This is a genomic window from Bradyrhizobium sp. WSM4873, from assembly GCF_055811355.1.
The window spans coordinates 123185-145523 of sequence record NZ_JBVVPS010000018.1 but is presented as its reverse complement, the minus strand read 5'-3'; the positions used below and the strand labels follow the sequence as shown (position 1 = coordinate 145523).

Below are 22339 nucleotides of genomic sequence, written 5' to 3'. Positions count from 1 at the left end.
GGCTGCCTTATGTGGCGCGGCCGACGGTCGCGCGCAGGCGCGGATCGACGACGGTGTAGAGGATGTCGACCACCAGATTGATGGTGACGAAAATCAGCGAGACCATCAGCAGGTAGGCAGCCATAATCGGGATATCGACGTTTTGCACGGCCTGCACGAACAGAAGTCCCATGCCGGGCCATTGGAACACGGTTTCGGTGATGATCGAAAATGCAATAACCGAGCCAAACTGAAGTCCTGCCACCGTGATCACGGGAATCAGCGTGTTCTTCAGCGCGTGGCCGAAATGAATGGCACGGGTTGTCAGCCCGCGGGCGCGGGCGAAGCGGATATAGTCGGTCCGAAGCACTTCCAGCATCTCCGCGCGTACCAGCCGCATGATCAGGGTCATCTGGAACAGGCCGAGCGTGATCGAGGGCATGATCAGCGCCTTCAGGCCCGACAATGTGAGCAGGCCCGTGGTCCACCAGCCGAGCTTGACGACTTCGCCGCGGCCGAACGAGGGCAACCAGCCCAACGTCACCGCAAACAGATAGATCAGAAGGATGCCGATCAGGAAAGTTGGCAGCGAGATGCCGATCAGCGAAACCGCCTGGAATAATTTGGCGAGCAAGGTGTCGCGCCTGAGCGCCGAATAGACGCCCATCAGGATGCCGGAGACCATTGCAAATACGGTCGCGCAGATCGCAAGTTCCAGCGTTGCGGGCATACGCTCCATCAACAGCGTCGAGACCGGCTGGCGGAATTGATAGGAGACGCCGAACTTGAATTGCGCGGCATCGGCGAAATAGCGCACGAACTGCACCGGCACAGGGTCATCGAGACCTAGTGACTTGCGCACGGCGGCGCGTTCGGCCGCCGGCGTATCGAGCGAGACGATCTGGTTGATGGGGTCGCCGGCGAAGCGGAACATCGAGAACGCGATGATGCCGACGGCGAACATGACGCCGATGGCCTGAACGGCCCGGCGAAGAGTGAAAGCGAGCATGCCTTCCACTTTCCTTGAGTGTGCGTCTGGCCGACGTCTTTGTCAGCCGGAAAAGGACAAGGTCCCGGTAGCCTGACGCTGCCGGGACCTCGTGTTCAACTGACGCTATTCCTTCTTGGTCGCCCAGTGAAACATGACCAGATTGTCGGCGCGCTGCGGCAGGTTGACCTTCTTCGATACGCCCCAGGCCAGCGCCTGCTGATGCAGCGGAATATAGGCCCAGTCCTTGATGCTGATCTCATACGCCTGCTTGATCAGCTGATTGCGTTTGGCGGTGTCGGTTTCGACCAGCACCTTGTCGGTGATGGCGTCGAATTCCTTGTTGCAATAGCCGCCGAGATTGGCCTCGCCGCGCGATGATTTCGCATCGTCGCGACAGCCCATGATGTCGTAGAGCACGTTATGGGAGTCCATCGTGCTCGGCGTCCAGCCCAGCATGTAGAACGAGGTCTGATAGCCGCCCTGCTTCAACACCTTGGCGAAGTATTGCGCCTTGGGCTGCGCCAGCAGATTGATCTTGACGCCGATGCGGGCAAGCATGCCCACGACGGCCTGGCAGATCGCGGCGTCGTTGACGTAACGGTCGTTCGGGCAATCCATGGTGACCTCGAAGCCTTCGGGGTACCCGGCCTCGGCCAGGAGCTTCTTGGCACCATCTGGATCGAACTTCGGCCGGGTGAACTCCTTCGACAGCACGAACAATTCCGGAGCGATCATCAGCGCCGAGGGCGTCGACAGCCCGCGCATCACCCGCGTCTTGATCAGCTCGATGTCGATCGCTTTGTAGAAGGCTTCGCGGACCTTGGCGTCCTTGAACGGGTTCTTGCCCTTGATGTTGGAGTAGAGCAGCTCGTCACGCGTCTGATCGAATCCGATGAAGATGGTGCGGAGCTCCGGAGCCTTCAGCACCTGGGCATTCGGGCTTGCATCAACGCGGGAGATGTCCTGGATCGGCACCGGCTCGATGACGTCGACCTCGCCCGAAAGCAGCGCAGCGACACGGGTGGCGTCGGAGGCGATCGGGGTGAAGATGATCTCCTTCAGGTTGCCTTCCATCTTGCCCCAGTAATCGGGGTTGGCCTTGAACACGGTCTTCACGCCGGGCTGATGGCTCTCGATGATGAAGGGACCGGTACCGTTTTCGTGCAGCGAGGCGTAGCTCGGCGAGGTCGCGGACACCGGCGTCGGCTCGACGGCCTTGTTCTCCTCAGCCCACTTCTTGTCCATGATGTACCAGACGTCCCATGCCGAATGCAGGATGGGATTGGGCGAGGGCAGGACGAAATCGACCGTGTAGTCGTCGACCTTGACGACCTTGACGTTGGGCGCCAGGCGGGTCTGCATGTTCGAGTTCTTGTTGCGAACACGGTCGGCGGAGAACAGCACGTCGTCGGCGGTGAAGGGGTCGCCGTTGTGGAATTTGACGCCCTTGCGCAAATGGAAGCGCCAGCGGGTCGGCTCCGGAGTCTCCCAGCTCTCAGCCAGCGCCGGGATGATCTTGAGGTCCTTGTCGCGTGCGGTGAGGCCCTGATAGACGTGACCGAGATGGGCGTGGGTGGTGGACTCGTTCAGGGAGTAGGGATCAAGCGACTTCAGGTCACCCTGGTTGGCATAGCGCAACGTCTGGCTCGACGCGGGCGACATCGTCAACGCAAGCATACCGGCGAGCGTCGCCGCAATCAGAGTTCGACCGACTGTCATTCTTGATCCTCTCAACTCGGCCGCGCCGTGATTTTTGATTGTTCGGCGGGGCGTCCCAATCCATGTTGCCCAGAGTTCTCGACCCGTGCAAGCGCCATTCCAGCAAGGAACGCGCCAAGTTGCACCGCTGTGCAGCAATGCTGACCGGCATTGACGGGTGGATGGGCGCGGACGCGGCCGATTTTGATTGACCATACGCGCCGATCGCGGAAGCCGAAGCGCCGCGACCGGCCTCAGGTCGCTTGCGTTGCACACCGTCTCGCGGCGATACTGCGGCCGGGCGCTCGAATCTCATCTGGAGGGGACATGAAGGTTAATATCGAAATCGACTGCACCCCCCTCGAAGCCCGTCAGTTCATCGGATTGCCCGATCTGGCACCGATGCAGACGGCGGTGATGGACAAGCTGCAGCAGCAGGTCTTGAGCAACATCGACAAGGTCTCGCCGGAGTCGCTGATCCAGAGCTGGTTCACCTTCGATCCCAAGCTGGCCGAACGGTTTCAGGACATGTTCGTCACCATGGCCGGCCTGGGCGGCACGCGCAGCGGCGACAAGAAGAAATAATGCCGCCGGGTCCGGACGGGCCGCAGACCCCAGGCCGGCTTCGTCCGCCCGGCCTTGCTTTGCTGCTCGCCGAAGCCCGTGGGTTGCTCGAACTCAACGCCAGCTTGTTGCTGTCGCCGGTCCTGATGCGGGCCCCCAAAGGCGATGGTCATCCGGTGCTGGCGCTGCCTGGCTTCCTCGCCAGCGACCTCTCGATGGCGCCGATGCGACGCTATCTCAGCGAGCTCGGCTATGAGGCACATGCCTGGCGGATGGGCCGCAATTTCGGCGGGTTCGGACGGATGCGGGATTCATTGCGCGCCCGTCTCGCCGAAATCCATGCTGCGAGCGGACGCAAGGTCAGCCTGGTGGGCTGGAGCCTCGGCGGTGTCTATGCACGCGATCTCGCGCTGCAGGCGCCCGACTTGGTCCGCAATGTCATCACGCTCGGCAGCCCTTTTGCCAATGACATACGAGCGACCAATGCGACGCGGCTCTACGAGATGATGTCCGGCGAGCGTGTCGAGGATTTCGTCGAGCTGCGTGAGGCGATCGCCGGCGATCTTCCGGTACCGGCGACGTCGATCTATTCGCGCGCCGACGGCATCGTGAACTGGCGGACCTGCCTGCTGCGTCCCTCCGACCGCGCCGAGAACATGGAGGTGCACCTGGCGAGCCATATCGGGCTTGGGGTGAATCCCGCAGCGCTATGGGCCGTGGCGGACCGCCTTGCGCAACCGGAGGGGGAGTTCTGGCCATTTGACAGGGCAGGGCCGTTTGCCATTGCATATGCCCCGCCGGAACAGGCAGTATCGGCCTGACGAGAAGCGCCGCCTAAGGCGCCCGTCAAATACTCGGGAGGGAACTATGGCTGACGGTAAGAAACTGTCGTCGCTGGACGCGTCGTTTCTCTATCTGGAAACGCCGGAAATGCCGATGCATGTCGGGAGCATGGCGATCTTCCGCCTGCCGGACGACTACAAGGGCGACTTCTTCGAAGATTTCAAGGCGATGATCGTCTCGCGCCTGCACATCGCGCCGATCCTCAAGGCGCGACTGGAGAAGGCGCCGCTCGACATCGATCATCCCTCCTGGGTCGAGGACGATCAGTTCGACATCGACCGTCACATCTTCCGCGCCAGCCTGCCGCAGCCGCGCGACCGCGCCACGCTCGAACGCATCGTGGGCTGGATGCACGCCAAGCTCTTGAATCGCGCCCGCCCGCTCTGGGAGTTCTACGTGTTCGAGGGCATGAAGGACAACGAGGTCGGACTTTATTCGAAGATGCATCATGCCGCCATCGACGGCGGCGCCGGCGCGGCGCTGACCAACATGATCTACGATATCTCGCCGATCCCGCGGAAGGTCGATCCGCCGACCGCGGGAGCGAAGCCCGGGCAGGAGCCGCGCGACATCGCAGCGAACCTGGTCGATTCCTACCAGCAGCTCTTCACCCAGCCGCTCGATGCATCGGCGGCCGCGAAGAACCTGCAGCTGCCGCGCACCGGCAAGAGCGACATCGGTTCGATCCTGTTCGACAATGCGATGTACCAGATCGAGAGTGCGGTGCGCTTTGCCGGCAACATCCCGACCATGGTCAAGAGCGTCTCGGACGTGCTCGGCAAGATATCCGATCCAAAATCGCGCGAGAGCCTCGCCAGCATGGTGTCCCCGCCGACCATGCTCAACAAGTCGATCTCGTCCGAGCGCAGTTTCGCCGGCGTCTCGATCTCGCTGTCGCGATCCAAGGCGCTGGCCAAGCAGGCCGGCGGCAAGCTCAACGACGTCGTGCTGGCGCTCGCCTCCGGTGTGGTCCGGCGCTACCTCCAGCAATATGCCACGCTGCCGGCAAAATCGTTGACGGCCGCGGTGCCGATCTCGCTACGCGAAGAGGGCAACACCGAGGCCAACAACCAGGTGTTCGGGATGATCTGCTCGATCGCGACCAACATCGACGATCCCAAGGAGCGGCTGCAAGCCATTATCGCGCAATCGACCAAGTCCAAGGAGATGTCGCATCCGCTGCGGGCACTGATGCCGCAGATATCCAATATCTCGATGCTGGGCGCGCCGATCGTCGTGCAGATCATGGCGCTGCTCTACAGTCGCTCCGATTTGTCGGACGTGTTGCCGCCGGCTGCGAACATCACGGTGTCCAACGTACCCGGGCCGCGGCAGACGCTTTACGCTGCGGGCGCGGAGCTGCTGCACATCTTCCCGGTGTCGATCTCGACACACGGACAGGCGCTCAACATCACCGTGCAGAGCTATCGCGACCAGCTCGATTTCGGCTTCATCGTCGGCGCCAACATCATTCCGCACGTGCAGGTGATGTGCGACATGCTGCCGGAAGAGTTCGCCGCGCTGGAGGCGGCCTATGCTTTGCCCGCTGCGGACATCAAGGGCGCCGCTGAGTAGGAATGTCCCGATGATTGAAATGCCACCGCTCCGGTTCGTGCAGACGAACGGAATCCGCATGGGCTATTACGACGCGGGCCCGGTCACAGACAAGCCGCCGATGGTGCTGTGCCATGGCTGGCCCGAACTCGCATTTTCCTGGCGCCACCAGATCAAGGCGCTGAGCGAGGCCGGCATCCGCGTGATCGCGCCGGACCAGCGCGGCTACGGCGCGACCGACCGGCCAGAGCCGGTCGAGGATTATGACATGGAGCATTTGACCGGCGATCTGGTCGGGCTGCTCGATCATCTCGGGATCGACAAGGCGATCTTTGTCGGCCACGACTGGGGCGGATTCGTCGTCTGGCAGATGCCGCTGCGGCATCCTTCGCGCGTCGCCGGTGTGGTCGGCGTCAACACGCCGCATTGGGACCGCGCGCCGATCGATCCGATCGCGCTGTTCCGCCAGCGCTTCGGCGATCAGATGTACATCGTCCAGTTTCAGGATCCCGCGCGTGAGCCGGACAGGATCTTCGGCAGCCGCGTCGAGCAGACGTTCGACGCGTTCATGCGCAAGCCGCTGGCGCGGCCGGCAGAGAAACCGGAGGGGCCGCCGATCGCGGGTGTCGGCGCCTCGTCGAAGACCAATCTGGCATTCCCGCAGATGATCGCAGCCTACGATGCAAAGCACGATCCGCGTACGCCGATCCTGTCGGCCGACGAGAAGAAGGTGTTCGTCGATACGTTCACGAAAACCGGCTTCACCGGTGGCATCAACTGGTATCGCAACTTCACCCGCAATTGGGAGCGCGCCAAAGGTTTGGACCATCACGTGCACGTGCCGTCATTGATGATCATGGCGGAGAACGATGCCGTGCTGCCGCCGTCGGCGGCCGACGGCATGGAGACGCTGGTATCTGACCTGGAGAAATATCTGGTGAAGGACAGCGGCCATTGGACGCAACAAGAGAAGCCGGATGAGGTCAGCGCGAAACTGATCGAATGGCGTAGAAGGCGGTTTGGCTAGCTCGCAACGACGACGTTGAATACCGAGGCAGGGGAAGCACTTTTAATGTCATCGAAGAACCGTCTGGATCCGATCCCGCAGCCCCCGACCAAGCCGGTGGTCGGCAACATGCTGTCGCTGGATTCGGCCGCGCCGGTGCAGCATCTGACCCGGCTTGCCAAGGAGCTGGGGCCGATCTTCTGGCTCGACATGATGGGCTCGCCGATCGTGGTCGTCTCCGGCCACGATCTCGTCGACGAGCTGTCGGACGAGAAGCGTTTCGACAAGACGGTGCGCGGTGCATTGCGACGGGTGCGCGCGGTCGGCGGCGACGGCCTGTTCACGGCCGACACCAGGGAGCCGAACTGGAACAAGGCGCACAACATCCTGCTCCAGCCCTTCGGCAACCGCGCCATGCAATCCTATCATCCGAGCATGGTCGATATCGCCGAGCAGCTCGTGGGCAAATGGGAACGGCTCAACGCTGACGACGAGATCGACGTCGTCCACGACATGACGGCGCTGACGCTGGATACGATCGGGCTGTGCGGCTTCGACTACCGCTTCAATTCGTTCTACCGGCGCGACTACCATCCCTTCGTCGAGTCGCTGGTGCGCTCGCTCGAAACCATCATGATGACGCGCGGCCTGCCGTTGGAGCAGCTCTGGATGCAGAAGCGGCGCAAGACCATGGCCGAAGACGTCGACTTCATGAATAGGATGGTCGACGAGATCATTGCGGAGCGCCGCAAGGGAGGCGATGCCACCGACGACAAGAAGGATATGCTTGCGGCGATGATGACCGGGGTCGATCGCTCGACCGGCGAGCAGCTCGACGACGTCAACATTCGCTATCAGATCAACACGTTCCTGATCGCAGGCCACGAGACCACCAGCGGCCTGTTGTCCTGCACGCTGTATGCGCTGCTGAAACACCCCGACATTCTCAAGAAGGCCTATGACGAGGTCGATCGCGTCCTCGGTCCCAATGTCGACGTGCGTCCGACCTATCAGCAGGTCACGCAGCTCACCTACATCACGCAGATTCTCAAGGAAGCGCTGCGGCTATGGCCGCCGGCGCCGGCCTATGGCATCTCGCCGCTGAACGACGAGACCATCGGCGGCGGCAAGTACAAGCTCAAGAAGGGTACGTTCACCACCATCCTGGTGACCTCGCTGCATCGCGATCCCTCGGTCTGGGGTCCGAACCCGGACGCGTTCGATCCGGAGAATTTCAGCCGGGAGGCGGAAGCCAAACGGCCGATCAATGCCTGGAAGCCGTTCGGCAACGGCCAGCGCGCCTGCATCGGCCGCGGCTTCGCCATGCACGAGGCCGCGCTCGCGCTCGGCATGATCCTCCAGCGATTCAAGCTGATCGACCACCAGCGCTACCAGATGCATCTGAAGGAAACGCTGACGATGAAGCCAGAAGGCTTCAAGATCAAGGTCCGTCCGCGCGCCGATCGCGAGCGCGGTGCCTATGGCGGACCTGTGGCGGTGTCGTCGGCGCCGAAGGCCCCGCGTCAGCCCACCGCACGTCCCGGCCACAACACGCCGATGCTGGTCCTTTACGGCTCCAATCTCGGCACCGCCGAGGAGCTCGCGACGCGCATGGCCGACCTTGCCGAGATCAACGGCTTTGCCGTGCATCTGGGGCCGCTCGACGATTACGTCGGCAAGCTGCCGCGGGAGGGCGGCGTGCTGATCATCTGCGCCTCCTATAACGGCGCGCCGCCGGACAACGCGACGCAATTCGTCAAATGGCTCGGTGACGAGCTGCCGAAGGATGCGTTTGCCAATGTGCGTTACGCGGTGTTCGGCTGCGGCAACAGCGACTGGGCCGCGACCTACCAGTCGGTGCCGCGTTTCATCGATGAGCAGTTGTCGAAGCATGGCGCGCGCGCGGTCTATCCGCGCGGCGAAGGCGATGCGCGCAGCGATCTCGACGGCCAGTTCCAGAAATGGTTCCCGGCGGCCGCCCAGGTCGCGACCAAGGAATTCGGCATCGACTGGAATTTCACCCGTACCGCGGAGGACGATCCGCTCTACGCGATCGAGCCGGTCGCGGTGACCGCCGTCAACACCATCGTTGCCCAGGGCGGCGCGGTGGCGATGAAGGTGCTCGTCAATGACGAGCTACAGAACAAGGCTGGTTCCAATCCGTCAGAGCGTTCGACCCGCCACATCGAGGTGCAGCTGCCGTCCAACATCAATTACCGCGTCGGCGACCATCTGAGTGTGGTTCCGCGCAACGATCCGACGCTGGTGGATTCGGTCGCCCGTCGCTTCGGCTTCCTGCCGGCCGACCAGATCAGGCTTCAGGTCGCCGAAGGCCGCCGCGCGCAATTGCCGGTCGGCGATGCCGTGTCGGTCGGCCGCCTGCTCAGCGAGTTCGTCGAGCTGCAGCAGGTCGCGACGCGGAACCAGATCAAGATCATGGCCGAACACACGCGCTGCCCGGTAACCAAGCCGAAGCTGCTGGCCTACGTCGGCGAGGAGCCCCAGCTGCTGGAGCGCTATCGCAGCGAGATTCTGGCCAGGCGGAAATCGGTGTTCGATCTGCTGCTCGAATATCCGGCCTGCGAATTGCCGTTCCACGTCTATCTGGAAATGCTCTCGCTGCTGGCGCCGCGTTATTATTCGATCTCGTCTTCGCCGTCGGTGGACCAGGTTCGTTGCAGCGTCACTGTCGGCGTGGTTGAAGGACCGGCCGCCTCGGGCCGCGGCACCTACAAGGGTATCTGCTCGAACTACCTCGCCAATCGACGCGCGGGCGACGTGATCCATGCAACCGTGCGTGAGACCAAGGCCGGCTTCCGGCTCCCGGACGATCCATCCGTGCCGATCGTCATGATCGGCCCGGGTACGGGACTGGCGCCGTTCCGGGGCTTCCTCCAGGAGCGCGCCGCGCGCAAGGCCAAGGGCGCCGCGCTCGGTCCGGCCATGCTGTTTTTCGGCTGCCGTCATCCCGATCAGGATTTTCTCTATGCGGACGAGCTGAAGGCGCTGGCGGCAAGCGGCATCACCGAGCTGTTCACCGCGTTCTCGCGCGCGGAGGGCCCGAAGACCTATGTGCAGCACGTCCTCGCCGCGCAGAAAGACAAGGTCTGGCCGCTGATCGAGCGGGGCGCGATCGTCTATGTCTGTGGTGACGGCAGCAAGATGGAGCCCGACGTGAAGGCGGCGCTGGTCGCGATCCATCGCGAGAAGAGCGGCAGCGATGCCGCCGCGGCTGCCCGCTGGATCGAGGAGATGGGCGCCAAGAACAGGTATGTGCTGGACGTGTGGGCAGGTGGGTAGGCCGGCGGCCGGACGTGCTAAAGCTCTCGCATGATTCCCTGGGAAAAGATCGATACCGCCAAAATCCCCGGCTCCGATGAAGAGCTTCGCCTGATGCGGCGAGGCAAGGAGTTTTCCATCAAGCTCGGCACCAACGAGCTGATGAACAACCGCCTGTCGGGCTCGGAAGCCGCGCTCGCCACGCTCGCGGCGAAGCAGATCGAGACGGTCGCGAAACCTGTCGTCCTTATCGGGGGCCTGGGCATGGGTTTTACGCTGCGTGCGGCGCTGACCGTGCTCGGAAGCAAGGCGAAGATTGTGGTCTCCGAGCTCGTGCCGGCGGTGGTCGCCTGGGCGCGGGGCCCGATGGCGCAGGTGTTCGGCGACAGTCTCGATGATGTCAGGGTGAGCATCCGGGAAACCGACGTTGGCGAAATCATCCGGGCGCGGCGGTCGGCATTCGATGCCATCCTCCTCGACGTCGACAACGGACCGGAAGGGCTGACCCGGAAGGGCAACGATGCGCTCTACAATGCGAGCGGGTTGAAAGCGGCGAAGACGGCGTTGCGGCCGGGCGGCGTGCTCGCGGTCTGGTCCTCGGGACCCAACCCGGCCTTCACCAAGCGGCTCGGGAGCGCCGGCTTCGACGTCAATGAAGTCAACATTCGCGCCACCGGAAGAGGCGGTGGCGCGCGTCACGTGATCTGGTTGGCCAGGAAGAGTTAGGCTGTCTGCGCAGCCATCAGTTCAATCCGTCAGAACATCGTGTTGTTGTTCGCCGGATTTTCCGGGATCGGTTGAACGACGTCCCAGTGTTCGACGACCTTGCCGTTCTCCAGCTTGAAGATGTCGACGATCGCGTTGCCCCTGCTGCCGGGCTCGCGAACCGCGTGAACGTGCAGGATCACGTAGTCCCCATCCACGAAGCTGCGCTTGATCTCGCTGTGCGAGTTCGGGAATTTCTCGCGGAGGAAGCCGATGAACTTTCGGAATCCGTCCGGACCGTCGGCCGCGTTGGGATTGTGCTGGACGTAGCGGTCGCCGACATGGGCGAGGGCTGCATCGGCGTCCTTTTGGTTGAGCCCCTTCTCGTAGAACGCAAGGACTGTTTTGCGATTGGCTTCTTCTTGCGCGCTACCCGCCATCGCGACGCCACTGGCGAGGGACAGCGTGAGGACTGAAGCAGCGACGATTGCGGCCGACCGGACGATGAGATGCATGTGAACTCCGAGAGGCCGCAGCCTCTTTGTTGGCGATTGAGGTTCTCGGCGATTGAAGGAGGCCAGTATAGCTTTCGGGCCGGCTTCCGTTAAGAGAGTAACCGGCAGCTCACATGGTCACCGCGAGGCGACCTGCTGCGCCGGTCAATCTACGCCGCCTGCGCCGCTGCGCTATGCGCGTGCTTGGCGATGGCGCCAATGATCTCTGGCCAGAACCGCATCGGCAGCGCGTGGCCCATGCCTTCGATCATCAACAGCTTGGCGCCCGGAATTGACTCTGCCGTGTCCCTGCCGCCCTCGGGACGGACCAGGGGATCGACGGTACCGTGAATGACCAGCGTCGGCATCTTCACGCCATGCAGCCGCTCCTTGCGGCTGCCGGAGGCGAGCACCGCGCGGAGCTGCCGGCCGACGCCGGCCGGATTGAGTCCGCGCGCGAACACGCGCTCGGCACGACCGGGATCGAGCGCCTCTTCTTCCGGAAAGGACCCGGCCCGCAACACGTTCCAGGTCTGGCCGTAGCGGACGATGAACTCCTCCTTGCTGCGCGGCGGCGGCGCCATCAGCATCGCGGCGGCCTCACGTGTCGGCGGCGGCACGCGCGGATTGCCGGTCGTCGACATGATCGAGGTCAGCGAGCGCACGCGCTCGGGAAACGACAACGTCACTTCCTGCGCAATCATGCCGCCCATGGACGCCCCGACCAGATGCGCCGACTTGATGCCGAGCGCATCCATCAGCCCGACCGTGTCTTTCGCCATGTCGATCAGCTTGTAGGTTGCGGCCACAGGAATCCTGAGGAAGCGGAGCTTCAACAGCTCGAGCGGCGTCAGGCGCTTGCCGCCGGTGAGATGGCTCGACTTGCCGATGTCGCGATTGTCGAACCGAACGACGCGAAAGCCGTGCGCGGCGAGCTGCTCGCAGAACGCATCGTCCCAGTGGATCATCTGGGCGCCTAACCCCATGATCAGCAGCAGCGGCTCGGCACTGTCGTTGCCGAAAGTCTCGTAACAGATGTCGATGCCGTTGGCGTGGACGGTTTGCGGCGGCTGATAGGCGTTCACGGGTGCGTTCCCTGGGCTTTTGATTAATGCTGTATGGCACGGTTTCCCCTCGCAATGAAGCTGCGTTCGCGACACCGGACCCGCTGCTTGCCGGTTGACCGGCACCGCGCAACGGTGTGGTATGGTGAAAAAAGGAAGGGCATCGAAGCTCTCGAGTTCAGGAGAACGCCGATGACCGACAAGAGCAACGACCCCATTGCCATGTGGCAGAAGATGGTTGGCGAGATGGAGAAGGGGTTCAACTCCTTCGCCAATCAGGCGATGTCGTCGCCCGAGTTTTCGCAAGCCGTGAACCGGGCCGGCGGCGTTGCTGCAGGTGCTCAGAAGCAGCTCGGCGACCTCATGGAGAAATATCTGGTCTCCATGAATCTACCGAGCCGGGACCAGGTCACCGGCCTTGCGGAACGGCTGCAGTCCATCGAAGGACAGATCGGTGAGATCAAGTCGATGCTAAGCCAGATGGCTGCAAGTTCCGGCCTATCTCAGGGTCCCGATCCCGCATTGCGCCCGCCGCGCACCAAGCGGCCGCCATCTGAAGGCGGAGAGCAGACATGAATGCACCCGCCGGATTAGATTACGCAGGGATCCCGGAGCGCATCCAGTCCGAGGTGCAACGCGCCATTCAGCGCAGCATCAAGGGCGTCGAATATTTCTCGACGTCCGGTCCCACGCTCGGCTCAACCCCGAAGGACGTGTTGCATTCGCGCGGCACGATGAGCCTCTACCATTATCGGCCGATGTCCGACGAGATCTATCGAATTCCGATCTTGATCGTGATGGCGACCACCAATCGCGGTTACATTCTCGACCTCGTGCCCGGCCAGAGTTTCATCGAGTTCCTCTTGAAGCGCGGCTACGACGTTTACATGCTCGACTGGAGCGCGCCACGGCCGGAGGAGAAGAGTCTCCGCATGGAGGACTATGTCCTCGACTTCATCCCAGACTGCATCCGCCGCGTGCAGCAGGATTCCGGCGAACAGGACGTCTCCGTCATCGGTTATTGCTTTGGCGGCGTGCTGTCGCTGCTCTATGGCTCGATCCACAGGGACGGGCCGATGAAGAATTTGATCTGCTTCACCACGCCGATCGACTTTCGCGAGATGAAACTGTTCTCGAACTTCTCCGACCGTCGCTATTTCGACGTCGATCGCCTCGTCGACAGCGTCGGCAACGTGCCGCCCGAGATGATTCTGTCGTCGTTCGAGATGCTGCGCCCGGCCTCACGCACCGTCAGCCAGATCCAGCTCTGGGAAAACATCTGGAACGACGAGTTCGTCAAATCGTACCGGATGTTCGACCGCTGGGCGACCGACACGCTGCCGCTGGCCGGCGAATATTTCCGCACCATCACCAAGGACCTGATGTGGGACAACAAGCTGTTCAACGACACCATGTCGGTCGGCGGCCGTGCGGCGAAGCTCGAGGACATCAAGGTGCCGTTCCTGCACGCGGTGGCGGAGCATGACCACATCGTGCCGTATGAGGCGGCAAAGCACCTGATCGCCAAGATCGGATCGGAGGACAAGGAGGAGGTGATGCTGAAAGGCGGTCATGTCTCGCTCGTCGCCGGCGCCAATGCGGTGAAGCGGCTGTGGCCGAAACTGGATTCCTGGTTGGGGAAGAGATCGACATGAGTGAGCAGCGTTCCTATCCGCGTCATGTGAAGACGGACGCCGGCGATATCGAGATACGCCTGATGTCCCCGGCAGACGAAGCCGCGGTCCTCGCGTTCGGCAAGGGCCTGCCGACCCACGACCTGTTGTTCCTGCCGCGCAACATCAGTGAGGCGAAGGTGCTCTCCGCATGGGTCAAGGAGATCGAGCGCGGCGCGATCACGAGCCTGCTCGCGGTCAGGGGCGGCACGGTCGTCGGCTGCGGCACGCTCGTGCGCGACCCGCACTCCTGGTCGCCCCATGTCGGCGAGATCCGGATGGTGGTTTCGCTCGACGTGCGCGGGAAGGGGGTGGGACGGACGCTGTCGCAGGAAACCTTCGCACTCGCGCTCGGCGCCGGCCTCGAGAAGCTCTCGGTCCAGATGACGGTCGATCAGCAGGCAGCGATCACGCTGTTCGAGAGCCTCGGCTTCAAGGCCGAGGCCTTGCTGCGCGATCATGTCCGGGACGTCGATGGCAAGACCCACGACATCGTCGTGCTCGGTCATAACATCTCGCAGGTGCAGGCCCAGATGGAGGCCTATGGGCTGCCCGGCGCCGTCCAGCACTGAGAACCTCTGAGCGGGTGTTGGGACCCGGATGGTCAGGGAGGCGCCAGATTGCCTCACATTAGGGCTATTCACGATTTCGTGATATCGCACTGCAATATGTATATTGCATCGCACAATTAACTATGCCATATAAGCCATGCCCCGGGCCAAAACCGGACGGGGTGAGCCCATAGCTCAACCCAATGAGGATGGAGAGACCCCAATGACCACCGAAACCAACACCGCTTTCGAAGGCTTCAAGGACGCGTTCAAGAACATCCAGAACCTGGAAGTTCCCGAGGCCGCCCGCGAGTTCGTCAAGAAGTCCGCCAACACCGCCAAGGACCGTGCTGCCGAGGTGTTCGCTGGCTCCGAGCGCGTGACCGCTGCCGTCGAGAACGCGGTGACCGAGTCCGTCACCGAAGCCGGCAAGATCAGCCGCAACATCCAGCAGGCGATCTACGAGGACGCCGAGGCATTCTTTGCGGGCATCGACAAGCTCGCGTCCGCCAAGTCGTTCAGCGAAGCTGTCGAGATCCAGTCCGGCCTGCTCCGCGCCCGCGGCGAAGCGTTCGTCTCGCGCGCCAAGGCGACCACCGACTATTTCGGCAAGCTCGCCGCTAACGGTGCGAAATCCGCTCAGGACAATTTTGCCAAGGTCTACAACAAGACCGCCTGATACGACGCCCTGAGTAAAACTGAATTTGAGGCCCGCTTCGGCGGGCCTTGTTTTTTGTCTCTTGCGTTCCCCGGATGCTGTGCAGCGCGCCGCGTTTGCGGCGTGGTGCACTGCTGATCCGGGGGCCATGCTGGGTCCCGGCTCTGCGGCGCATCGCTCCGCGCTGCACCGCGTCCGGGACACGCGGAGATCGACGCGCTAAGTATCTACCATGACTCCACCCGCCACCTTCTCGTTCGATTCCCCAGGCGACGCCGAACGCGCAGCCGAGCTTCGCCGCGTGAAAGCGCTGGCGACGCTGGTGCTGGGCTCGACGCTTGTCCTGTTCGTCGTCGCGAAATGGCTGCTGCCCGTGCATCCCGTGTTCGGTTTCATCGCGGCCTTCGCCGAAGCCGCGACCATCGGCGGGCTCGCCGATTGGTATGCGGTGGTGGCGCTGTTCAAGCGTCCACTGGGTCTGCCGATCCCGCACACCGCGATCATCCAGAGCAACCAGGCCCGTATCGCCGACAAGCTCGGCGAGTTCATCCAGGTGCATTTCCTCGAGGCTGCTCCCGTTGAGGCCAAGCTGAAGGAGATCGATTTCGGCTCCTTCGTCGCCGACTGGCTGCGCGACCGCAAGCGCAGCGACGACCTCGCGCGCTTTGCGTTGCGCCTGCTGCCGGAGGCCGTCTCTGCGACGGAAAGCTCGGGCCTGATGACCTTCATCCTTCGCCGCATGTCCTCGCAGCTCCAGGCCATCGATCTGGCGCCGCTCGCGGCCGGCACGTTGCGCGGGTTCGTCGCGGAGGGACGCCACCAGATCCTGTTCGACGATCTCCTGCGCGTGATGCACGAGACGCTGAACCAGACCGAGACGATGGCGATGATCCGCGAGAAGGTGCGTGCGGAGTTGCCGACCTTGCTCAGGCTCTACCGGGCCGACAAATTTCTGGTGAACAAGATCGTGGCCTCCGCCACCGCGTTCTTCAATGAAGTGCGCAGCGATCCCAAACATCCGTTCCGCGGCGAGTTCGATCGCATGGTGCTGAGCTTCGTCGACCGGCTCGGCACCGACCAGGCCTATGTCGACCGCATCGACGGCTTGAAGCGCGATCTGCTCGCGCGTCCCGAGCTTGCCGATCTCGCCCGCACCGTCTGGGCCAACACGCGGTCATTCATCGAGCGTAGTGCAAGCGGCGAGACGCAGGTGCTGCAGCATCATCTCGCCGGCATGTGTGTCGCGGCGGGCGAAGCGCTGGCCGGCGATGCCGAGTTGCGCGGCGAGATCAACAAGGGCCTGGTGACGGTGCTGCGCAGTTTCGTCGCGGACCAGAAGAGCGGTGTTTCAACCTTCATCTCCGACCAGGTCAAGTCGTGGGACATGGCGCAGCTGATTTCGCTGATCGAAATCAACATCGGCCGCGACCTGCAATACATCCGCTTCAACGGCTCGCTGATCGGCGGGCTGGCGGGCCTTGCGCTTTACTCCGTAGAATTCCTGCTTCGATTGTTGTGACTTTTGCGTCACGGACGCCAGCATTAGCGCGCCGGCCTATTGTGGCCCGGTGTGTCTCCCGCTTGAATGTCGGAAACCCGCTGCCTAGCTGATTCATGTTGCGTTGCGGAACGATCAAGAAGCCGGCGTGTTGGAATCCCATACCCATTTGCCGGCAAACAACCGGTGGCCTTTTCAGCAATTCTCCCAAGGGGACCATTGATGACCACTACTGCCCAGACGCTGAGCCCACCGTCTCGCACCCTGATGTTCCTGGAAGGGCGAGCGATCCACGAGTTCGGCGCGTTCCTCGGCGCGCTGCCGCTGCTCAGCCTTGCGCCGCGCGGCGATGGACATCCGGTGCTGGTGCTGCCGGGCCTCGTGGCCTCCGACGGGTCCACGCGCGCGCTGCGGACGTTTCTGTCGGGCAAGGGCTATGCGGTGAGCGGCTGGCGCCAGGGCCGCAATTACGGCCTGCGCGAGGGCGTGCAGCACGCGATGGTGGATCTGGTTCAGGAGCTCAGCGACAGGCATGGCCGCAAGATCAGCCTGGTCGGCTGGAGCCTCGGCGGTCTCTATGCGCGCCAGCTCGCCAAGATGATGCCCGACCGCGTACGCCAGGTGATCACGCTCGGCAGCCCCTTTGCCGGCGATCCGCATTCGACCAACGCCTGGCGCGTCTATGAATGGGCGAGCGGGCGGAAGTCCGACGAGGTCGATCCGCAGTTCGGCGGCGATCTCGCCGTTCCGCCGCCGGTGCCGACCACGGCGATCTTCAGCCGCACCGACGGCGTCTGCGCCTGGCAGGGCTGCATGGAGAAGACGGGCACGCAGACCGAGAGCATCGAGATCGAGAGCAGCCATTGCGGCATGGGCCATCATCCGGCCGCTGTCTTCGCGGTGGCTGATCGCCTTGCGCAGAAGGAAGGCAGCTGGCGGCCCTTCGACCGTAGCGGCTGGCGCAGCGTGGTCTATCCCGATCCGCATCGGTAGCCGGGCCTGCATGGTTCGAGACGCGCGGCTTTGCCGCGCTCCTCACCATGAGGATTGAGACGACGTGGCGCGGCGCGTAGGTAGTTAGACCTCATCCTGAGGAGGCGCGAAGCGCCGTCTCGAAGGATTGAGCCCGGCTCTTGCATTGTCGCACCGGCCCATTGTCGCGCCCGCACCAAACGCGCTATGCCTCGCGCATGGCGCATCCGTTGTCCCGCATCATCGAGCAGCTCAAGCGCGAGCCGTCGCGCACCGGCTCTATCGTCATCACCGTGTTCGGCGATGCCATCGTGCCGCGTGGCGGCTCGGTATGGCTCGGCACGCTGCTGGAATTCTTCGAGAGCCTGGACATCGACAGCGGCGTGGTGCGTACCGCGATGTCGCGACTTGCCGCCGATGGCTGGCTGTCGCGCGAAAAGCTCGGCCGCAATAGTTTTTACCGCTTGGCCGACAAGGGCCGCCAGATCTTCGAGGCCGCGACACGCCATATCTACGATCCGCCGCCATCCGACTGGACCGGGCGCTTCGAGCTGCTTCTGATCGGCAATGGTGAGGATCGCGATGCCTCCCGCGAGGCGCTCCGCAATGCGGGCTTCGGCAGCCCGCTGCCGGGCGTGTGGGTGGCCCCGTCAGGTGTGCCAGTGCCGGATGAGGCCGCGGGCGCCATCCGTCTGGAAGTCTCGGCCGAGGATGACAGCGGCCGCCGGCTACTCAGTGCGAGCTGGCCGCTGGATCGCACTGCGGACGCCTATCTCAAGTTTATGAAGACGTTCGAGCCGCTGCGCGCCGCGATCGCGCGCGGCACGGACTTGTCCGAGGCCGACGCCTTCACGGCTCGGATCCTCTTGATCCACCATTACCGCCGGGTCGTGTTGCGCGATCCGCTGCTGCCCGAAACTCTGCTTCCGGCGAACTGGCCGGGCAAGGCCGCCCGTGCGTTGTGCGGCGATATCTATCGCGCGCTGCTTGTCCCGTCGGAACAATGGCTTGATGGTCATGGAACTAATGAAAAGGGGTCATTGCCGCCGGCGCGAAGACTCTTGGAACGGAGATTCCAAGCTTGATCGTTATGTTACAGAAATATCTTGCATGAGATGATTCTTGATATATATTGCCTCTCAATAAGATGGGAGGATGCGCATGTATACCCAGGCGCTGAACACGGCCGAGACCGATGATCGCGGCCTCGAGGATGCGGCCAAGGCGGCGCAGTTCCAGACGCGCATCGATGCCGAGGAGCGCATCGAGCCGAACGACTGGATGCCGGCGGCCTATCGCAAGACGCTGACCCGCCAGATCTCCCAGCACGCTCATTCCGAGATCGTCGGCATGCTGCCCGAAGGCAACTGGATCACGCGCGCGCCAAGCTTGCGCCGCAAGGCCGCGCTGCTCGCCAAGGTGCAGGACGAGTGCGGCCATGGGCTTTACCTCTATGCCGCGGCCGAGACGCTCGGCACGTCGCGCGAAGAGCTGGTCGACGCCATGCTCGCGGGCAAGGCAAAATATTCCTCGATCTTCAACTATCCGACGCTGACCTGGGCCGACAGCGGCACCATCGGCTGGCTGGTCGACGGCGCCGCGATCATGAACCAGATCCCGCTGTGCCGCTGCTCCTACGGTCCCTATGCTCGCGCGATGATCCGCGTCTGCAAGGAGGAATCGTTCCACCAGCGCCAGGGCTATGAGATCATGCTGACGCTGTGCCGTGGCTCCGACGAGCAGAAGGCGATGGCGCAGGATGCCTTGAACAGGTGGTGGTGGCCGGTGCTGATGATGTTCGGCCCGCCCGATGCGACCAGCCAGCACAGCGACACCTCGACGAAGTGGAAGATCAAGCGCTTCTCCAATGACGAGCTGCGCCAGAAGTTCGTCGATGCCACCGTGCCGCAGGCGCAATATCTCGGCCTCACCGTTCCCGATCCCGGCATGATTCAGGACGCGGACGGGCACTGGCGTTACAGCGAGATCGACTGGACCGAGTTCAAGCAGGTGCTCGCCGGCAACGGCCCCTGCAATCGTGACCGGATGGCCGCGCGCCGCAAGGCGCACGACGAGGGCGCCTGGGTACGCGAGGCGGCAGCTAGCTATGCCGCCAAGCGCGCGCAGCGTCGAACTGCACAAGCGGCAGAGTAGGGAGATCGCGATGGCCACGCCGAACACGCCGCTGTGGGAAGTCTTCATTCGCAGCCGCAACGGGCTCGCGCACAAGCATGTCGGCTCGCTGCATGCGAGCGACGCCACGATGGCCTTGCAGGCCGCCCGCGATATCTACACCCGTCGCGGCGAGGGTCTTTCGATCTGGGTCGTGCCGTCGACGGCGATCACTGCGAGCGACCCCGCAGACAAGGGCATGATGTTCGAGCCGGCGGAATCGAAGATCTACCGGCACCCGACGTTTTACGAGGTGCCCGAGGAAGTGGGGCACATGTGATGCCCGTCGCGAACATCCAGGTCTCCGAAACGCCGCTAGTGCTTTACGCATTGCGCCGCGCCGACGATGCGCTGATCCTCGGCCACCGGCTCTCGGAATGGTGCGGACATGCGCCGATGCTGGAAGAGGACATGGCGCTCTCCAACATCGCGCTCGACCTCATCGGCCAGGCCCGCGAGCTCTACTCTTACGCCGCCAAGGCCGAAGGCAAAGACAACGACGAGGACAAGCTCGCCTACCTGCGCGACGTCAGGCAGTACCGCAATCTGCTGCTGGTCGAGCAGCCCAATGGCGATTTCGCCCAGACACTGGTGCGGCAGTTTTTCTACTCCGCCTTCGCTGATCTCTACTGGCGGGCGATGATGACTTCGCGCGACGCTGCGCTTGCGGCCATTGCCGCCAAGTCGGAGAAGGAGAGCGCCTATCACCTTCGCCATGCCTCGGAGTGGATCATCCGGCTGGGCGACGGCACCGACGAGAGCCATGCCCGCGCGCAGGCCGCGATCGATCATCTCTGGGCGTTCACCGGCGAGATGTTTGCCGTCCACGACGGCGAGCGCGCCTTGATCCATGCCGGTATCGCCGTAGACCCAGGGACCTTGCGAGGTCCCTGGCTGACGACACTCTCGGACGTGATCGGCGAAGCCACGCTCAAACTGCCGCAGAACGACTGGATGCAGCAGGGCGGCCGCGTGGGCCAGCACAGCGAACATCTTGGCCATCTTCTGTCCGAGCTGCAGTCGGTACAGCGCACCTTCCCGGGGCAGACATGGTGATGGTGCTGGAGCCCCATAGCGAACTGCGCCAACGGGCCTGGGATGCCGCGGCGAGCGTGGTCGATCCCGAAATTCCGGTTTTGACCATCGCCGATCTCGGCGTGCTGCGTGATGTTGTCCTCGATGGTGATCACGTCGAGGTCGCGATCACCCCGACCTATTCGGGCTGCCCGGCCATGAACATGATCGCGCTGGAAATCGAGGTCGCGCTGGAGCGCGCGGGTTTCCGCAGTCCAAAGGTCCGCACCGTACTGTCGCCGGCCTGGACCACGGACTGGATGAGCGAAGAGGGCCGCCAGAAGCTTCACGCCTACGGAATCGCGCCGCCGCAGGCTTCGAATTCACGCCGCGCGCTGTTCGGCGAGCAAGCCGTTGCGTGCCCGCAATGCGGCTCGACGAATACCGAGCTGCTGTCCGAATTCGGCTCGACCTCCTGCAAGGCGCTCTGGCGCTGCAGGGCCTGCCGCGAACCCTTTGACTATTTCAAGTGTCATTGATCATGTCAGCAGCCGCACCGCGCTTCCATCGCCTGGCCGTCGACGACCTCCGCCGCGAGGCGTCGGACGCCATATCGCTGACATTCGCCATCCCGGCGGAGCTTGCGACCGACTACGCCTTCACGCCCGGCCAATACCTCACGCTGCGCACCGTGCTGGATGGCGAGGAAGTGCGCCGCTCCTATTCGATCTGCTCCGGTCCTGAGGACGGCGAGATCCGCATCGCCGTGAAGAAGGTGGACGGCGGCGCGTTTTCGAGCTGGGCGGCGGACGATCTGAAGTGCGGCGACGCGCTGGACGTGATGACGCCCACGGGACGCTTCGGCGTGATCCCGCCGGCCAGCGCCGGCCGCATCCATGTCGGCTTTGCCGCAGGCTCCGGCATCACGCCGATCCTGTCGATCGTCAAGGGCACGCTTGCGCGCGAGCCGGACAGCCAATTCTTCCTGTTCTACGGCAATCGCACGACCGACAACATCATGTTCCTCGAGGCGCTCGAAGAGCTCAAGGATAGCTTCATCGACCGCCTCTCGATCTTCCACGTCATCTCGGGCGAGGAACAGGACATTCCGATCCTGCACGGCCGGCTCGACGGCAACAAGGTGAGGGTGCTGCTGCGTTCGCTGGTGCCGGCCGCGAGCATCGATCACGTCTTCATCTGCGGCCCCCTCGGCATGAGCGAAGACATCGAGGCGACTTGCCGAGGACTCGGCATCGCGGAAGAGCGCATCCATGTCGAGCGGTTTGTCTCCGAGTTCGGCGGCAAGCCGCGGCCGAAAAAGATGGTTGCCCCGGACGCGCCGCCGAAAGCGATCGCGTCGCTGATCATCGACGGCAAGCGCCGCGACGTGCCGGTTGCCGAGGACGAGGCGATCCTCGATGCCGCGCTACGCGCCGGTGTCGATCTGCCCTTCGCTTGCAAGGGCGGCATGTGCTCGACCTGCCGTGCCAAACTGGTGGAGGGTGAGGCGCCGATGGATGTCAACTACTCGCTGGAACCGTGGGAGCTGAAGGCCGGCTTTGTCCTGACCTGTCAGGCCAAGCCATCGTCGGAGCGGGTCGTGGTCGATTACGACCAAGTTTGA

General features: G+C 63.4%; 22 protein-coding genes. 18 read left to right on the top strand and 4 right to left on the bottom strand.

What is annotated here, in order from left to right; all coding sequences use genetic code 11:
* Positions 1–7 precede the first annotated feature (7 nt).
* Both AC0L21_RS23350 and AC0L21_RS23345 read right to left on the bottom strand, forming a co-directional pair.
* A complete protein-coding gene (locus AC0L21_RS23350) occupies positions 8–988 on the bottom strand; it encodes an ABC transporter permease (protein WP_007607877.1) in 981 nt (326 codons plus the stop codon).
* A gap of 105 nt (positions 989–1093) precedes the next feature.
* The gene (locus tag AC0L21_RS23345) at positions 1094–2689 is read right to left on the bottom strand and encodes an ABC transporter substrate-binding protein (RefSeq protein ID WP_473264132.1); all 1596 of its coding nucleotides are present in this window, start codon (positions 2687–2689) and stop codon (positions 1094–1096) included.
* A 306-nt stretch (positions 2690–2995) separates the two neighbouring features.
* Between AC0L21_RS23345 and AC0L21_RS23340 the strand changes: the two genes are divergently transcribed.
* The 6 genes from AC0L21_RS23340 to AC0L21_RS23315 are packed head-to-tail and all read left to right on the top strand — an operon-like array spanning position 2996 to position 10640.
* Entirely contained in the window at positions 2996–3253 is a 258-nt protein-coding gene (locus AC0L21_RS23340) for a DUF6489 family protein (RefSeq protein ID WP_007593837.1), read from the top strand.
* On the top strand, positions 3253–4053 hold the full coding sequence (locus AC0L21_RS23335) for an esterase/lipase family protein (protein WP_473264131.1): 801 nt from the start codon (positions 3253–3255) through the stop codon (positions 4051–4053). The genes AC0L21_RS23340 and AC0L21_RS23335 overlap by 1 nt, the downstream gene beginning before the upstream one ends.
* A 46-nt stretch (positions 4054–4099) precedes the next feature.
* Positions 4100–5650: a WS/DGAT/MGAT family O-acyltransferase gene (locus AC0L21_RS23330; protein ID WP_473264130.1), complete on the top strand. Its 1551-nt coding sequence runs from the start codon at positions 4100–4102 to the stop codon at positions 5648–5650.
* Between the two features lie 10 nt (positions 5651–5660).
* Positions 5661–6656: an alpha/beta fold hydrolase gene (locus tag AC0L21_RS23325; protein WP_473264129.1), complete on the top strand. Its 996-nt coding sequence runs from the start codon at positions 5661–5663 to the stop codon at positions 6654–6656.
* A 45-nt stretch (positions 6657–6701) separates the two neighbouring features.
* Positions 6702–9935, top strand: coding sequence for a bifunctional cytochrome P450/NADPH--P450 reductase (locus AC0L21_RS23320; protein ID WP_473264128.1), 3234 nt, complete (start codon positions 6702–6704; stop codon positions 9933–9935).
* Positions 9936–9965: 30 nt separating this feature from the next.
* On the top strand, positions 9966–10640 hold the full coding sequence (locus tag AC0L21_RS23315; RefSeq protein ID WP_473264127.1) for a spermine/spermidine synthase domain-containing protein: 675 nt from the start codon (positions 9966–9968) through the stop codon (positions 10638–10640).
* Between the two features lie 29 nt (positions 10641–10669).
* Here the strand turns inward: AC0L21_RS23315 and AC0L21_RS23310 are convergent, their stop codons facing one another.
* Both AC0L21_RS23310 and AC0L21_RS23305 read right to left on the bottom strand, forming a co-directional pair.
* Entirely contained in the window at positions 10670–11134 is a 465-nt protein-coding gene (locus AC0L21_RS23310; RefSeq protein WP_473264126.1) for a nuclear transport factor 2 family protein, read from the bottom strand.
* 149 nt (positions 11135–11283) lie between these two features.
* On the bottom strand, positions 11284–12198 hold the full coding sequence (locus AC0L21_RS23305; protein WP_473264125.1) for an alpha/beta fold hydrolase: 915 nt from the start codon (positions 12196–12198) through the stop codon (positions 11284–11286).
* A gap of 171 nt (positions 12199–12369) precedes the next feature.
* On the opposite strand from AC0L21_RS23305, the gene AC0L21_RS23300 reads away from it, so the two are divergent.
* From AC0L21_RS23300 to paaE, 12 genes are all read left to right on the top strand, one after another.
* The gene (locus tag AC0L21_RS23300) at positions 12370–12753 is read left to right on the top strand and encodes a hypothetical protein (RefSeq protein WP_473264147.1); all 384 of its coding nucleotides are present in this window, start codon (positions 12370–12372) and stop codon (positions 12751–12753) included.
* Complete coding sequence (locus AC0L21_RS23295; protein ID WP_473264124.1) at positions 12750–13832, top strand: PHA/PHB synthase family protein; 1083 nt, start codon at positions 12750–12752, stop codon at positions 13830–13832. Before AC0L21_RS23300 ends, AC0L21_RS23295 begins: the two co-directional genes overlap by 4 nt.
* Positions 13829–14422 carry a GNAT family N-acetyltransferase gene (locus AC0L21_RS23290; protein WP_473264123.1) on the top strand — a complete coding sequence of 198 codons (594 nt, stop codon included), beginning with the start codon at positions 13829–13831 and terminating at the stop codon, positions 14420–14422. The genes AC0L21_RS23295 and AC0L21_RS23290 overlap by 4 nt, the downstream gene beginning before the upstream one ends.
* A gap of 202 nt (positions 14423–14624) precedes the next feature.
* Positions 14625–15080: a phasin gene (locus AC0L21_RS23285; protein WP_027568907.1), complete on the top strand. Its 456-nt coding sequence runs from the start codon at positions 14625–14627 to the stop codon at positions 15078–15080.
* Positions 15081–15291: 211 nt separating this feature from the next.
* Complete coding sequence (locus tag AC0L21_RS23280) at positions 15292–16578, top strand: DUF445 domain-containing protein (protein ID WP_473264122.1); 1287 nt, start codon at positions 15292–15294, stop codon at positions 16576–16578.
* A 201-nt stretch (positions 16579–16779) separates the two neighbouring features.
* The gene (locus AC0L21_RS23275; RefSeq protein ID WP_473264121.1) at positions 16780–17550 is read left to right on the top strand and encodes an esterase/lipase family protein; all 771 of its coding nucleotides are present in this window, start codon (positions 16780–16782) and stop codon (positions 17548–17550) included.
* Between the two features lie 197 nt (positions 17551–17747).
* Positions 17748–18614 carry a phenylacetic acid degradation operon negative regulatory protein PaaX gene (gene paaX / locus AC0L21_RS23270; RefSeq protein WP_473264120.1) on the top strand — a complete coding sequence of 289 codons (867 nt, stop codon included), beginning with the start codon at positions 17748–17750 and terminating at the stop codon, positions 18612–18614.
* Between the two features lie 76 nt (positions 18615–18690).
* Positions 18691–19683 (top strand): 1,2-phenylacetyl-CoA epoxidase subunit PaaA, encoded by a 993-nt coding sequence (paaA, locus tag AC0L21_RS23265; protein WP_473264146.1) that lies wholly within the window; start codon positions 18691–18693, stop codon positions 19681–19683.
* 10 nt (positions 19684–19693) lie between these two features.
* Entirely contained in the window at positions 19694–19981 is a 288-nt protein-coding gene (paaB, locus tag AC0L21_RS23260; RefSeq protein ID WP_106942621.1) for a 1,2-phenylacetyl-CoA epoxidase subunit PaaB, read from the top strand.
* A complete protein-coding gene (gene paaC, locus AC0L21_RS23255) occupies positions 19981–20757 on the top strand; it encodes a 1,2-phenylacetyl-CoA epoxidase subunit PaaC (protein ID WP_473264119.1) in 777 nt (258 codons plus the stop codon). Before paaB ends, paaC begins: the two co-directional genes overlap by 1 nt.
* A complete protein-coding gene (gene paaD / locus AC0L21_RS23250; RefSeq protein ID WP_473264118.1) occupies positions 20751–21254 on the top strand; it encodes a 1,2-phenylacetyl-CoA epoxidase subunit PaaD in 504 nt (167 codons plus the stop codon). Before paaC ends, paaD begins: the two co-directional genes overlap by 7 nt.
* 2 nt (positions 21255–21256) lie before the next feature.
* Positions 21257–22339 (top strand): 1,2-phenylacetyl-CoA epoxidase subunit PaaE, encoded by a 1083-nt coding sequence (gene paaE, locus AC0L21_RS23245; protein ID WP_473264117.1) that lies wholly within the window; start codon positions 21257–21259, stop codon positions 22337–22339.

Excerpts from the sequence above, each read along its gene's own strand:
- AC0L21_RS23315 (WP_473264127.1), top strand. The coding sequence starts at position 9,966 with ATGATTCCCTGGGAAAAGATCGATACCGCCAAAATCCCCGGCTCCGAT.
- paaD (WP_473264118.1), top strand. The coding sequence starts at position 20,751 with ATGGTGATGGTGCTGGAGCCCCATAGCGAACTGCGCCAACGGGCCTGG.
- AC0L21_RS23285 (WP_027568907.1), top strand. The coding sequence starts at position 14,625 with ATGACCACCGAAACCAACACCGCTTTCGAAGGCTTCAAGGACGCGTTC.
- AC0L21_RS23350 (WP_007607877.1), bottom strand. The coding sequence starts at position 988 with ATGCTCGCTTTCACTCTTCGCCGGGCCGTTCAGGCCATCGGCGTCATG.
- AC0L21_RS23280 (WP_473264122.1), top strand. The coding sequence starts at position 15,292 with ATGACTCCACCCGCCACCTTCTCGTTCGATTCCCCAGGCGACGCCGAA.
- AC0L21_RS23335 (WP_473264131.1), top strand. The coding sequence starts at position 3,253 with ATGCCGCCGGGTCCGGACGGGCCGCAGACCCCAGGCCGGCTTCGTCCG.
- paaE (WP_473264117.1), top strand. The coding sequence starts at position 21,257 with ATGTCAGCAGCCGCACCGCGCTTCCATCGCCTGGCCGTCGACGACCTC.
- paaB (WP_106942621.1), top strand. The coding sequence starts at position 19,694 with ATGGCCACGCCGAACACGCCGCTGTGGGAAGTCTTCATTCGCAGCCGC.
- AC0L21_RS23300 (WP_473264147.1), top strand. The coding sequence starts at position 12,370 with ATGACCGACAAGAGCAACGACCCCATTGCCATGTGGCAGAAGATGGTT.
- AC0L21_RS23295 (WP_473264124.1), top strand. The coding sequence starts at position 12,750 with ATGAATGCACCCGCCGGATTAGATTACGCAGGGATCCCGGAGCGCATC.
- AC0L21_RS23290 (WP_473264123.1), top strand. The coding sequence starts at position 13,829 with ATGAGTGAGCAGCGTTCCTATCCGCGTCATGTGAAGACGGACGCCGGC.
- AC0L21_RS23325 (WP_473264129.1), top strand. The coding sequence starts at position 5,661 with ATGATTGAAATGCCACCGCTCCGGTTCGTGCAGACGAACGGAATCCGC.
- paaC (WP_473264119.1), top strand. The coding sequence starts at position 19,981 with ATGCCCGTCGCGAACATCCAGGTCTCCGAAACGCCGCTAGTGCTTTAC.
- AC0L21_RS23275 (WP_473264121.1), top strand. The coding sequence starts at position 16,780 with ATGACCACTACTGCCCAGACGCTGAGCCCACCGTCTCGCACCCTGATG.
- AC0L21_RS23345 (WP_473264132.1), bottom strand. The coding sequence starts at position 2,689 with ATGACAGTCGGTCGAACTCTGATTGCGGCGACGCTCGCCGGTATGCTT.
- AC0L21_RS23320 (WP_473264128.1), top strand. The coding sequence starts at position 6,702 with ATGTCATCGAAGAACCGTCTGGATCCGATCCCGCAGCCCCCGACCAAG.
- AC0L21_RS23310 (WP_473264126.1), bottom strand. The coding sequence starts at position 11,134 with ATGCATCTCATCGTCCGGTCGGCCGCAATCGTCGCTGCTTCAGTCCTC.
- paaX (WP_473264120.1), top strand. The coding sequence starts at position 17,748 with ATGGCGCATCCGTTGTCCCGCATCATCGAGCAGCTCAAGCGCGAGCCG.
- paaA (WP_473264146.1), top strand. The coding sequence starts at position 18,691 with ATGTATACCCAGGCGCTGAACACGGCCGAGACCGATGATCGCGGCCTC.
- AC0L21_RS23330 (WP_473264130.1), top strand. The coding sequence starts at position 4,100 with ATGGCTGACGGTAAGAAACTGTCGTCGCTGGACGCGTCGTTTCTCTAT.
- AC0L21_RS23340 (WP_007593837.1), top strand. The coding sequence starts at position 2,996 with ATGAAGGTTAATATCGAAATCGACTGCACCCCCCTCGAAGCCCGTCAG.